General features: G+C 37.0%; 13 protein-coding genes and 1 pseudogene. 10 read left to right on the top strand and 4 right to left on the bottom strand.

What is annotated here, in order from left to right; all coding sequences use genetic code 11:
- Positions 1 to 3: 3 nt before the first annotated feature.
- The 4 genes and pseudogenes from L3081_RS22465 to L3081_RS22450 form a co-directional block, all read right to left on the bottom strand.
- A pseudogene (locus L3081_RS22465) lies at positions 4 to 767 on the bottom strand (2,5-didehydro-3-deoxy-L-galactonate 5-reductase).
- A gap of 46 nt (positions 768 to 813) precedes the next feature.
- A complete protein-coding gene (locus L3081_RS22460; protein ID WP_242288511.1) occupies positions 814 to 1,833 on the bottom strand; it encodes a zinc-dependent alcohol dehydrogenase in 1,020 nt (339 codons plus the stop codon).
- 11 nt (positions 1,834 to 1,844) lie between these two features.
- Positions 1,845 to 2,957 (bottom strand): mandelate racemase/muconate lactonizing enzyme family protein, encoded by a 1,113-nt coding sequence (locus L3081_RS22455; protein WP_242288510.1) that lies wholly within the window; start codon positions 2,955 to 2,957, stop codon positions 1,845 to 1,847.
- Positions 2,958 to 3,201: 244 nt separating this feature from the next.
- Positions 3,202 to 3,468, bottom strand: a complete 267-nt coding sequence (locus tag L3081_RS22450; RefSeq protein WP_242288509.1) for an aldehyde dehydrogenase family protein — start codon at positions 3,466 to 3,468, stop codon at positions 3,202 to 3,204.
- A 423-nt stretch (positions 3,469 to 3,891) separates the two neighbouring features.
- Here L3081_RS22450 and L3081_RS22445 point away from each other — a divergent pair, with 423 nt between their 5' ends.
- From L3081_RS22445 to L3081_RS22400, 10 genes are all read left to right on the top strand, one after another.
- Entirely contained in the window at positions 3,892 to 5,046 is a 1,155-nt protein-coding gene (locus tag L3081_RS22445) for a mandelate racemase/muconate lactonizing enzyme family protein (RefSeq protein ID WP_242288508.1), read from the top strand.
- A 50-nt stretch (positions 5,047 to 5,096) separates the two neighbouring features.
- Positions 5,097 to 5,837 (top strand): MFS transporter, encoded by a 741-nt coding sequence (locus L3081_RS22440; RefSeq protein ID WP_242288507.1) that lies wholly within the window; start codon positions 5,097 to 5,099, stop codon positions 5,835 to 5,837.
- Between the two features lie 26 nt (positions 5,838 to 5,863).
- Complete coding sequence (locus tag L3081_RS22435) at positions 5,864 to 6,442, top strand: MFS transporter (RefSeq protein WP_420839778.1); 579 nt, start codon at positions 5,864 to 5,866, stop codon at positions 6,440 to 6,442.
- A 17-nt stretch (positions 6,443 to 6,459) separates the two neighbouring features.
- Positions 6,460 to 7,128, top strand: coding sequence for a bifunctional 4-hydroxy-2-oxoglutarate aldolase/2-dehydro-3-deoxy-phosphogluconate aldolase (locus L3081_RS22430; RefSeq protein ID WP_242288506.1), 669 nt, complete (start codon positions 6,460 to 6,462; stop codon positions 7,126 to 7,128).
- Positions 7,121 to 8,152: an SMP-30/gluconolactonase/LRE family protein gene (locus tag L3081_RS22425; protein WP_242288505.1), complete on the top strand. Its 1,032-nt coding sequence runs from the start codon at positions 7,121 to 7,123 to the stop codon at positions 8,150 to 8,152. Before L3081_RS22430 ends, L3081_RS22425 begins: the two co-directional genes overlap by 8 nt.
- Positions 8,153 to 8,572: 420 nt before the next feature.
- Positions 8,573 to 9,343: an IclR family transcriptional regulator gene (locus L3081_RS22420; RefSeq protein ID WP_242288504.1), complete on the top strand. Its 771-nt coding sequence runs from the start codon at positions 8,573 to 8,575 to the stop codon at positions 9,341 to 9,343.
- Between the two features lie 1,069 nt (positions 9,344 to 10,412).
- A complete protein-coding gene (locus tag L3081_RS22415; RefSeq protein ID WP_242288503.1) occupies positions 10,413 to 10,790 on the top strand; it encodes a DUF2237 family protein in 378 nt (125 codons plus the stop codon).
- Positions 10,791 to 11,101: 311 nt separating this feature from the next.
- Positions 11,102 to 11,473 carry a hypothetical protein gene (locus tag L3081_RS22410; RefSeq protein WP_242288502.1) on the top strand — a complete coding sequence of 124 codons (372 nt, stop codon included), beginning with the start codon at positions 11,102 to 11,104 and terminating at the stop codon, positions 11,471 to 11,473.
- A gap of 4 nt (positions 11,474 to 11,477) precedes the next feature.
- Positions 11,478 to 12,530, top strand: coding sequence for a hypothetical protein (locus tag L3081_RS22405; protein ID WP_242288501.1), 1,053 nt, complete (start codon positions 11,478 to 11,480; stop codon positions 12,528 to 12,530).
- Positions 12,531 to 12,623: 93 nt separating this feature from the next.
- Positions 12,624 to 13,451 (top strand): hypothetical protein, encoded by an 828-nt coding sequence (locus L3081_RS22400; protein WP_242288500.1) that lies wholly within the window; start codon positions 12,624 to 12,626, stop codon positions 13,449 to 13,451.
- The last annotated feature ends 21 nt before the right edge of the window (positions 13,452 to 13,472 follow it).

The following is a 13,472-nucleotide window of genomic DNA, read 5'->3' as shown; positions in this document are numbered from 1 at the left end:
GAATTATCTCCCCATCCGGCCGCCATCTACCAATAAGATAGCGCCGTTAACATAACTAGCAGCTTCAGAAGCTAAAAATACTTTTGGTCCTTTAAAGTCTTCAGGATTACCCCAACGACCTTGTGGAATACGACCTAATATAGCCGCATTACGCTCTGCATCTGCACGAAGTGCTTCCGTGTTATCTGTATCTATATAACCCGGTGCAATGGCATTAACGTTTACGCCTTTACCGGCCCATTCGTTAGACAGTGCCATAACCAACTGGCCAATAGCACCTTTACTTGCTGCATAACCAGGAACCGTAATGCCACCTTGGAATGTTAATAAAGAAGCCGTAAAGATGATTTTACCTGCGCCACGATTAACCATTTCTTTACCAATTTCGCGGCTAAGAATAAATTGTGAGTTCAAGTTAACATCAATTACCTTATCCCAAATATCATCACCGTGCTCAACCGGTGCGCGCGCAAAATAGTTCCGGCATTGTTCACTAAAATATCAATTTTAGGGAAATCCGCTTTTACTGCTTTGATGAAAGTATATAAAGCATCGCGGTCACCAAAATCACATTGGTAACCTTTGAAGTTTTTACCTAGGGCTTTTACTTCTTTTTCAACGTCAGAGCCTTCAAGTTCTAACGATGCTGAAACACCAATAATGTCAGCACCCGCTTCTGCTAGCCCTAATGCGATACCTTTACCAATACCACGTTTACAACCGGTAACTAAGGCTACTTTGCCTTCCAAACTAAACTTTTCGAACATCTTATTCATTTTTAAAACCTTGTTTCTAATATCAAACTATTATGCGTTACTCTGCGTTACATTCAACAAGTGCTTTCATTCCTTCAGGATTACCATCCATGCTAGCGAATGCAGATCCAATGTCAGTCAATGGACTTACTGAACTAATAAATGGTTTAAGATCAATCTTACCTGAAGCTATTAATTCAATCGCCCAATCAAAGTCTTCTGCTTCGTATACACGAGCACCAAGTAACTCAAGTTCTTTCCAGAAAAATTGGAATAGATCAATTTCAGGTTTAGTGCTATGAATCGCCACCATAACAATACGTCCGCGACGTCCTGCTATTTGAGTCATCGCATCGATTGGCGGCTTGACGCCCGAAACTTCAAATACTACATCAGCACCTTTAGTTTCCGTCCATTCATCAACGTAAGCTGCTAGGTCTTGTTCGATAGGGTTAACTGATTTGACACCTAATTCGTCAGCAAATGCGCGGCGAGATTCGTTTGGTTCAGACACTAATACTTCTGCACCAACACTTTTCGCAACAGCCGCAACTAATTGACCAATGGGACCACCACCTAAAACAACAACTTTTTCGCCTGCAACTAAACGTGAACGACGTACATCATGACAAGCTACTGATAAAGGTTCAACCAACGCACCTTGTTTTAAATCAACACCGGCAGGTAATTTATGTAAGGTACGCGCTTTAACTGTCGAGCTTGACTGGAAAGCACCGGGAGTATCAATACCCATAAATTTAAGATTTTGACAAATATGCGTGTGTCCTGCATTACACGTAGGACAATCACCACACCAATCAAGAGGACGAACAACAACTTTTTCACCCACTGTAAAACCAGTAACATCCGCACCAATTTCTGCCACAACACCTGAAATTTCGTGACCTATCGTTTGTGGAATAGAAACACGTTGATCCATTACACCGTGATAAATATGCATATCTGTACCACAGATACCTACATATCCTACGTTTAAACGTACTTCACCGACTTGAGGCGCCAGTTCTTCGCCGACTAAATCAAAACCTTTATTACCTATATAACGAGCAGCGACCATTTTTTTTACCCTTAAGAATGTTTAATTAAATATTGATCAAGTAGCGCATCATCGAAAACTACGCCTGTTCCTGCCACATCTGGCGCAATAGCTCTGCCATTTTCATCTAATTGAAGAGGATGTTTTGTGTATTGATCGATTGGAAATGAATGTACTTCTAAATAACCTGCATGTGCTTGAGAGGCCAATAAAGACACATGTAATTCATGCATACCATGACTACAAAGCGGTAAGTTATTTTCCTCTGCCATTTTTGCAACTCTCAAAAAGCCAGTAATACCGCCAATATTTGACGCATCAGGTTGCAAGAAGCCTAATTTTGCTTGTGCTACTGCATAGCCAAATTCATGTAATGTATGTAAGTTTTCGCCCATAGCGAGTGGAATATTAATATTGTCTGCAATTTTGGCGAAGCCTAAATAATCGTCAGGTATTGTGGGCTCTTCAAACCACGTAATATTGTATTGTTCAATTGCTTTACCAAAAACAATGGCTTGCTCTACCGATAACGAATAGTTTGCATCCACCATAAAAACAACATCTGAGCCAATAAGCTCTCTAACTGCAGCAACCCGTTCAACATCTTCACGGTGATTTTCTTTACCTACTTTAATCTTCACTGCCTTATAGCCGTTATCAAGATAACCTTGAATATTGTTTAATAACTTTTCTTGCGAAAAATTTAAATCAATACCGCCGGCATAACATGCCGTTGTATTATTTGCACCACCTGCTACTTGCCAAAGCGGTTTATTTAAACGTTTACAACGCACATCCCATAAGGCAATATCGACTGCAGACATCGCAAAACTGACTAAACCACCACGACCGACATAATGTAAATGCCACTCCATTTCGTCCCAAATATTTTCAATTTGAGAAGCGTCTTGATTCAACAGCAAAGGTTTAAACTCATCATTTAAAAGAGAATAAATAGCCCGACCGCCTTTTCCGCCCGTGTAGGTATAACCAACACCTTCAGTGCCATCTTCACAGCCGATTTTACAAAGAATTAGTTCAAAGTGAGTATGATCGCCATGCTTAGCATCCGATAATACTTCCTCTAATGGTACTTGATAGTACGCTATTTCTATTGTTATTATTTTATTGGGTGTTGAATTCATTAATATATCCATCAAATAAGACAATGTTAAACAGTTTATTGTTAACAATTTACACTAGAGACTAGTATTTGTAAAGTGGTGTATTAATATTATGTGCAATTAAACAGAAATATAATTTAAAAACTTTAGCTAACTAAATTTTGGAATTATTTAAACAGGTTAATCTAATCAAAGCTAACCTATATATATTGAATTATATTGATAGGTTAGCTTTACCAAGACTTTATTTTAGGCAATTGATAAATTAATTATAGTTTAAATAAACTGTTCTTTTTTGTAAGTAGTTTTCAATACCATAAACACCATCTTCACCGCCAGTACCACTTTGTTTATGACCTGAGTGATACCCTTGTATGTAACCAATAATTTGTTTGTTTACAAAAATAGTACCTACTTGCATATTGGCAATGGAGTGCATGATTTTACTGATATCTTGAGTATAAAGATAAGATGACAAGCCATCTTCTCGGCTATTCGTTATGGCTGATTGTCTTACATCGCCACTATTCATATATAAACCTTACATACAAATATAAATATAGATAAATAAGTGTCAAGTAATGATTTAGTACTCTATTTAAAATTAATAGTATTTTGTTAATAATTATTTATTAAATTTAATCGATTATCTATTAAGTAAAAAAAGAAATCTTTAAAATCGAAATACAAAAAATAAAAAATAAAAACTCTTTAATAACATAAAGATAAAGTTCACCTCTAACATTCACTTAGAAAACCACCGCTTTCACTTTTATAAACATAACGTCTATAAAACATAAACAATAAGACTAAAGCACACTAATTATATAAAAATAAATCATTAAACACTACCAAATTATGTGCAATCTGATGTATATTGAGCACACAAGTTATATTTTACATTATATAGATACTTAGATAATCACACGAAAAATCTAAGTTTCAGAGGATTTACATGAGAATTACAAATATAAAAGCATATGGTTTTTGGGCCGGTTTTAGAAACGTGTGTTTAGTAAAAGTTGAAACCGATGAAGGTTTTTATGGTTGGGGAGAGTCTGGGTTATCAGGTCGTGAAAAAGCCGTTATGGGAGCCGTGGAACATTTTAGAGAATTTTTGATAGGTAAAAACCCAACAAACATTAATGCGCTTTGGCAGGAGATATATCGCAGCCAATATTTTGAAGGCGGACGCGTATTAGCTGCCGCTATTGCAGCCGTTGACATTGCCTTACATGACTTAGTGGCGAAGAGTTTAAACATTCCGGTATATCAATTGCTCGGAGGAAAACAACGAGACAGAATCCCTTTATTTGCTACAACAGTAGCCCCAATGGGTCCCGAATTAGTTGATGACGTATTACGACTAAAAAATGAAGGTTGGCAAGTTATAAGAACAACAACAGGACAATTAGGGGATGCTGAAAAGCCTGAACTCTTTGATCCAAGAAAATCAATTAATCAAGCAGCAACCTGGTTAACTAAAGCAAGAGCAGCACTTGGCCCTGAAATAACATTAGGGATTGATTACCACCATAGATTGTCGGTTCCTGAAACGGTATCGTTCATACAGCGAATGCCTGTTGGCACAATTGACTTTATTGAAGAACCAATTAGAAATGAATCGCCTACGGCTTACCAAGCACTTCGCAAAATGTGTGATATTCCTTTGGCGATAGGTGAAGAACTAACCGACAAATGGGACTTTGCTCCTTATACCGAGACCGGGTTAACTAATTTTGGTCGTGTTGATATATGCAATGCAGGAGGCTTTACCGAATCAATGAAAATCGCTGCGCTATGTGAGTTACATTACATAGATATGATGCCTCATAACCCATTAAGCCCAATATGTGCTGCCGCTTCAATTCATTACTGCGCTGCAATTCCAAACATGGCATGGCTTGAACTACCACCTTACGATGGTGATTTAACTGACTACGATCGTTACTTTGTTAATCGTCCTGAAGTAATAAACAACGCTTTTAATGTTTCAAACCTTCCTGGTTTAGGTATAGATGTTAATGAAGACGAAATTAAAGATTTAACTTTTAAATACTGGGAAGCTCCGCGCTTATTCAAAAGTGATGGTTCGTACACTAATTGGTAATTCGCTATAAAAATAGATATAAATGTCAATATATAAATAATGGAAAAAATATGGAAAACACCAAATTTATTGCTAAAGAGAAACCAACCAAAAAACGGTTTCACATGTTAACACTTATTTTTTTGAGTGTTGTTATTAACTACATGGACAGAACCAATATTTCTGTCGCTGCCGCGGCATTAACTGAAGAGCTCAGCCTTACGTCTGTTCAAATGGGGTTAATATTTTCAGCCTTTGGTTGGACCTATTCAATACTGCAAATACCGGGAGGGATAACCGTTGACTTAGTAAAAACGCGCATTTTATATCCTTTCATATTAATCATGTGGTCATTAGCTACCTTAGTGCAAGGCATGGTAAGTTCATTTGCAGCGTTAATTGGTTGCAGAATGGCTATTGGCGCTTTTGAAGCCCCCTCTTACCCCTGTAATAACAAAATTATAACCACTTGGTTTCCAGAAAATGAACGTGCATCTGCTATTGCCGTATATACCTCAGGGCAATTTATTGGCTTAGCATTTTTAATGCCCTTTTTAGCTATTATACAAAATAACTTTGGTCGGCGTGGACTATTCATTATTTCAGGCATCATTGGTATTTTTTGGGCCATTATTTGGTATATTTTTTATCGAGATCCTCAAGAACATCCGAGCATTAATGAACAAGAGTTATCACTACTTGCTGACACTACTCCGGACAAGACAAAGAAAATAAACCAGAGAAAAGTAATTTTACTCGTGCAGACTTTATTTCCGTATTTTCAAGTAAAAAACTCTGGGGTATTTATATAGGTCAATTTTGTTTAGGCGGAACATTAATGTTCTTCCTTACCTGGTTTCCTACTTATTTGGTTGAGTATAGAGGTTTAGATTTTATTCAATCGGGATTTTTAGCCTCAGTCCCCTTTTTAGCAGCCTTTTTTGGCGTATTAATTTCTGGATTCAGTTCAGACTATTTAGTTAGAAAAGGTGTTTCAAAAGAGTTTGCTCGTAAAGCGCCCATTATTATCGGGTTACTATTAACAACCTGTATTGTAGGTGCAAATTATACTGACGATACATTTTGGGTTATCACATTTCTATCTATTGCATTTTTTGGTAATGGTTTGTCATCAATCGCCTGGGTATTTGTTTCACTCCTTGCACCAAAACATTTGGTGGGTTTAGTCGGCGGCTGCTTTAATTCGGTTGGCGGTCTTTCTGCCGTTGTTGTACCTATTATTATTGGTTTCCTAGTTGAAGATGGTGACTTTAAACCTGCCCTGATATTTATTGCGAGTTTGGCTGCTATTGGTTGCTTATCCTACTTATTTCTTGTTGGAAAAATACAACGGATTGATGAACCATTACCCGAAAAAAAACCAACTCAAGCATATAACAAATCAAAACTAACATGACAATTTAGGTAAAAAAAATGGACAAAACTTTAGATAAACAACGCACTAACACGCTTAGCAAAATCATTGAAAGTCAATTAGTTGCTATAATACGACTTGCATCACAATCAGAAATACAGCCCGTAATAAAATGTTTGGTTGAAGGAGGAGTTACCACCTTAGAAATTACAGCAAACACCCCTGGCTATTGTGAAGAAATTAGCAAAACTCGTGCTAATTATCCCAACATACTCGTGGGAGCAGGCACCGTAATCAATACTGAAAGAGCGAACAAGGCTATTGAAGCGGGCGCACAATTTTTAGTTACCCCCAATACTGATGAAAGCGTTGTGCAACTAGCGCATTCTAAGGGTATTCCAGTACTAATGGGCGCACTAACACCAACCGATATAGCACAAGCTATAAGCTATAACGCTGACTTAATTAAAGTATTTCCGGCAGGCTCATTAGGATTAGACTATTTTAATAGCCTTAAGGGGCCTTTTTCAGACACACCTTTAATGCCTGTTGGTGGGGTAAATTTGGATAATATTCAAGACTGGTTTTCAGCAGGAGCAATAGGCGTTGGCGTTGGCAACGACTTAACTAGCGCAGTAACAACGCCGGCACAACAAAATGATTTAATCACGTTAGTACGAGCTTACCTTGCAAAACTACCAAAAAACAAAGGTATTAAACATGTATAAATTAACATTTGCATTATTGACCCTCGCGCTAACGTCATGCGCCATGTCAAATTCAGCCAACAGTAATGACGCTCATTCAACAGTAAGCACAGTTGAACCTTCAATTGAAATAATGTCACATGAAGCCAATGCGATTATAGATAAATCATCAGTTATTAAAACGTTAGCAGCTAACTTTGCTTGGACTGAAGGACCATTATGGCTAGCAAAAGAAGGTTATTTAATTTTTTCAGATATTCCTAATGACAAGATCATGAAATATCACCCTATTGAAGGCGTTAGTGTTTATTTAGAAAATGCCGGTGCAACAGGGTTACACCAAGGAGACTACACTCAAGGTTCAAATGGGTTATTACTTGATTCACAAGGTAATTTAATCATTTTACAACAAGGTGATAGGCGAATAGCAATAATGAATGCGCCTACCTCATCACCACGTGACAATTATAAAACCTTGGCGGGTTACTTTAATGGTAAACGCCTCAATAGCCCTAATGATGCAGCATTTCATTCTGACGGTAGCTTGTTTTTTACCGATCCGACCTATGGTTTAAAAGACATAATGGATGACAAACGAAAAGAACTGGATTTTCAAGGGGTATACCGTTTAACACAAGATGGTGACTTACAATTGCTTGACGACAAAGTTAGCTACCCTAATGGCATAGCCATATCAACAGATGAAAAAACCTTATATGTCGCCGTATCAGATCAATCGTTTCCTCATTGGCTAGCTTATGATCTATCGCCTAACGGCAAAGTAAGTAACAAACGAGTATTGATAGACGCTAGCGAATATATAGGCGTAGCAGGAGAGCAAGGCATGCCTGATGGTATGGCTGTTCATTCAAGCGGACTTATTTTTGCAACCGGTCCCGGTGGTGTGTGGTTAATTACGCCTAAAGGGAAAGTATTAGCCAAAATTAAAACAGGTAAACTGACTGCTAATTGCGCTTTATCTGCCGATGAAAAGACACTGTATTTAACAGCGCATGACACCTTAATGAGTATAGCCCTCAAATAATCCCTCAGGGCTAAATAAAAAGGCATAATTTTTATAAAAATAAAAATTATGCCGTTAAATAAAAAAACAAAATACTTAAAAAAAACACTAAAGTACAAAATTACTGTCTAATTTTTTTCAAAAAAGTACGATTCGTCATTAACCTTGATAAGTACTGGCCTGTTTGTTGTTGAACCTGATTAAAGTGTGACACTGCACTTGTTTCTTGAGCAATAGAAGGACTGTTATTAAGTTGACTTTTAAACCCCATGCCGCATAAAACATATTACAGATTTATAAGCGCTTTCGCTTGTTTTATTCTCATATGAATTTTAAGATACAAATATAAATAAATTTATCATTCTCATAATCTATCATTTCAACATGCGTACGTTATTTTTGTACTTTTTTGATAATGAATAATCAATCTGTAGGGACAACATGAGCGAAGAAAAAAGTAATAAATATGCCGTACCGGCACTCGATAAAGGACTTGATATTCTAGAATATCTCGCCTCAAAAGCCGTCCCCTTATCTCAAACCGAAATAGCCCAAGGGATTGAGCGTTCAGCGAATGAAATCTATCGCGTATTAGTAGGTTTAGAGAGTAGAGGCTATTTAATACGTGACGACATTTCAGGAAAATATAGTGTTTCACTAAAACTCTATAGCCTTTCACGTAAAATTTCGCCAATTGACCAACTTCGCCAATCAGCGATACCGATAATGGAAGATTTTTCAGCACAATCAGGCTATGCCGCACATTTGAGCATTCTTTATCAAAGTAAAGTGTTAGTTATTGTTCATGCAAGAAGTCATGCCCCTGTTTCGCTTTCTATTGCCGAAGGTACTTTGTTCCCAACCGTTAATACCACATCTGGCCGAGTGTTATTGGCAAATAGTAATGAAGCAGTGAAGCAATTAATTTATGAACGCGATGAAGGCTATCTTAAAATGAGCATAAAAGATAAAGCGGCGCTTGAGCAACAACTACAAGACATTTTAACAAATGGCCATTGCTTTAGAAAAAGCCAACTAACTGATGGTGTAACAGATTGTGCTGTAATTATCGGAAAGCCCGAAGGTTCAGTTATCGCAGCACTAGCCGTATCTTCCCTTACCTCCATTTTAGGTGACGACGAAACTAAAAACCGATTAATACAATCATTAAAAGAAACCGCTGCAAAAATATGTGAACAAGTAGGATGTTGATTTACTAACACCTCAGTACGTTTGCTCCAAATTAGTTAATGTTAAACGAGATAGTGCTGAATCATTTATCGATATCAACTGGCAAATTCCGAGCGATGCCGTAGGCTCATTTGAAGTTGCCGTCGTAATTAAAGACAATAATAACAAAGTACTTGCTAATAACCACTATACCTTGCTGATTGCTGATCAAACAAAAGTAAAAGAGCAAAGTTTACGCTATTTGGCAAAAGCTCAAACTCGCCTAGACAAATACGGGCATAGTATTTATCGATATTGGCCAGAAATTTGGGAGGAACAAGATTAATAGACTTATGCCAACCCTACTAACTATGTGATCATTTCTACTTGACAAGATCACCAACTACATCGTTATTTATTTAATAATTAGACCAACTCGTTATTGAAATAAAGGCCTTGTATTTGGCAATTTTTTCTACGTATAAAATAGATCACTTAATTAATGAAATTGGTATTAATTAAAAGCGTAAACCATTAACTAAAACTGAAAATAGAGTAAAGCCTTAACCTACTTCCCTGAATAAGGTGTTTAGACTTTACTTAACATCAACCCAACTTAAGAAACACTTAACCAATTGAAAATTAATATTTAAATTATATATCAACTATCTTTTGATAGACGAATTACCTGAAGGCTAGGATGGCCAATCATTTGTATTTGGTAATGTATTTATGTTCATTTTTACTATACAAACCAATACAACTAGCCCTGCAAGCAATCCTAGCCAAGTTGGCCAAACTTTCAACATGCATCTCTGCCTAAACAGGGACCAGAACTCACCTGCCACCTTACGAACCTATAGAATAAATCATTTTTCATTACTTTTTGTTAACAGCAAAATCAATATCTGACTTCTTATTGTGATTCAAATAAATCCTTTATTTTTATAAAAAATTATTTTTTAAGAGCAAAATAACAAGACTAAAAGTGTGATAATTATTACGAACAGAGCCGTTACTAAAAATTCAGTTGTATTAAGACTTGTTAAACTAGCATCTCCCATTGGTTTGGGTATAGTATTGCTATTTAGTTATAGTTTTAGGAATAAAGATGGAAATGGAAAAGTCAGTAAATGTTTTTGGTGAACCGTTAAAGATTTGTGGTGGAAATCCAGTCACAGGCTTTTATCGCGATGGCAAGTGCAATACTTGTGAGCAAGATGTCGGCTCACATACTGTGTGCATTGAAGCTTCTAGCCAATTTTTAGAATATTCTCGCTTTGCAGGTAACGATTTATCGACCCCCGTACCAGAAGTTGGCTTTAAAGGAATAAAAGCAGGTGATTCTTGGTGTTTATGTGCCGCAAGATGGATGGAAGCATTAGCAAACGATAGAGCCCCACGAGTCTATTTACAAAGAACGCATATTAAAGCATTAGAAATAATACCGATGGAATTACTCAAACCCTATGCTCTTGATTTAAGTTAGTGGTTTTGTAGGTTGTGGTGGCTCGACTGACAAGGCTAAAGAAAACCCACCTTAAATCATGACATAATCAAATACTATCCTGCCAACTAATACTTAACCAAACAGTTATCACGGCTACTAACTATAGTGGCGGTTAACAAGGGTGAATTCTACACACAGAAAGTTTATCAATTGCATTTTGGTGTTTGACAATTGGTGTTTGACAATTATTAAAGCACTATCTAATATGGTTAATATTTAACCTATTCGTATGCTTATCACAGCAACATAAGCAAGTTTGATACGATAAAAACTAACGTATTAATACACTTATGCTAACAATTAGTTCTAGACAGGAAAAACAGCTTAATAAAGAAGCTTATATTAGCTTTCAACATAGGATGATTAATCACATTAGTGAATTTTTCCCTGAACATTATAATGAATTGGGAGAGGAAAAACTTTACCCTTTGATTGAGCATTGCGTAGAAAACTGCGAACAATATCAGATTGTATCGGAACGTGATGTCTGTTTATACATAGACATGTCATTAGCACTAGGTTTAGATTTTGAAAAATCAGAGGAACATGCTTGGGCGACAGATTTACTAACCGACGCAGACACCCCCAACGCTACTGAGCGTATTAACTCAACCTACGATAAAGCAATACAAATTTTGACTCTAAAAGAACAGGAAGGATGAACATATGCTCATTTCTCTTATAATTTTAGCGGTTGCTGCGGTGGCTGTTGCTACAGTTAAAATTGTACAATCGCTAAAATCATCTCGTGAAGACGCAAATAAAAAATTTAGCGATAAACCGGTTAAGTCGTCAACCACACCTTGTCCACTAGCTAAGGCCATTTCAGGACAGTTTAAAGAAACTGAACTTAAATGTGGTATAGAAGGAAATGTTCAAGCCGATGGCGTAAACATTAAGGAAGGCGCAGACACAACATTTAGTATTTATAGAGTACGCGATGACAAAGCACTTGTGTCAGTTAACAAACCAATGAGTAGCCAAAAAGTCAGGGATCTTTCATGGTTACCTTTACGTCCAAAAGATAATGAAAATACTGATATTTTTGTTTTTAAAGTCAACGCAGACAGCAAATCAGCTATAAGTACCAATCATTTTAAATTTATTGAATATCCTAATTACATATCAGAAACAAAGACAATAAATTGTCGTAGCGGTAGATTCGGTTGGACCGGGAAATTTGATATTAAATACGAAAACAATGAATTAATTGTTACCACAAAAATAAAGCTACTCAATCGACTTGGCGCAAAAGGAGACACGCCAATGCCGGCTGTTGGTAGCGCCGTTTCTGATGAAGATAAGGCAGCAATGAAAACGGATATCGAAGGAAAGTTATCAGAAAAGGTCAAATTCCATCGTGATTTGTGCGAGGATAAAGGTTGTGGATGTCCGAAAATCGTTCATATAAAAATTGACTTTGTGGAGAGCGGAGAGCATCACGAGGTTAATTTATTTGAAGGACCAGGTCGCGCTAATGCATCAAATTGGACACGAGTAAAAACCCGCGCAAATAGTTGGGCGCATGAAACCGGTCATTTGCTCGGTTGGTTTGATGAATATGCATCTGGCGCGGTTGGTACTTCACCACGTTGGGTAGAAGCCGCACCAACCCATGTAATGGGTTCTGGATTAATTGTCCCCCCTGAATATAGTTGGGATTTTCGTGATTGGTTTATAGAAAAAACCAGTGAACAATGGACTGCAAAAGCACCTTAAATGTTTAAACTCCACTTACTTTGTACCATTTATTTGCTCTTTTGGACCCACTTTGCGGCAGGTCAACACGCTCAGAATACAAAGGAAAACCCTATGCTTGATAAAATTATTTACACGACAAATATTGCCGATGACCTATTTGAGACAGAATTAACTTTAAATACTGCAGATCAAGGGGTATTGAGAATTGGCAGTAACAAAGGAACCCCTAATCTACCTGTAGGTATTTTTAGAGGCCAAGTTTCCCATGACTTAATCAAAGCTTTGGATGAGAGTATTAGCACAAATGCATATTTGAACAGTGAAAGTCAGGAGTTATTAGTTCCAGATGAAATTTTTCGGGAAATTAAAGTATTCACCCAAGGTAATATAGACCACACCAAACTCGTTGGTGAACAGCTTGTCATGCCAGGTCCATTTGCAAAAGCGGAAAAAATTATTAAGAAGATCAATAATCTCCTTCTCGATGATCCAGAGGTCGCGGTTAAATTCTGTCATATGACCTTACCCTCTCAAGTCTCTACTAATCAAGAGCCTTTAGTCCTTGAAGTTGAGTTGCAAAATATTGGTTCTACGACTATCAGAATTGAACATCCAAGTAAGTTGGGGGCGGGTCGTAATAAAATAGAATTAGTAGCTACCCGAGCTGATATACCCCTGATAGATATGGGCATCCAAGATCAGATCTTTTTAACTCTATCAGCCAGTTCGTTAGTGCTTAGTGAAGATGACAAAACGGATGAAGATTTGCTGCTTACAACAAACCAAAGTTTTAGTTTAACATTTTCAGTGTTGCCTGAATGGCCTTTGGGTGAGTATGAAATATCTATTGATATGATTTTAGCGTTACTGAGCGAAGACGGAAAAAAACAAGTGACTGTAGGAATAGTAAGCCCAAAATACAAGTTGGTAGTTGAATAATACAATAGTAACAAAAGGTGA

Source organism: Colwellia maritima (assembly GCF_022669015.1).
Lineage (GTDB): Bacteria > Pseudomonadota > Gammaproteobacteria > Enterobacterales > Alteromonadaceae > Colwellia > Colwellia maritima.
This window is presented reverse-complemented; position numbering and strand designations above follow the sequence as displayed.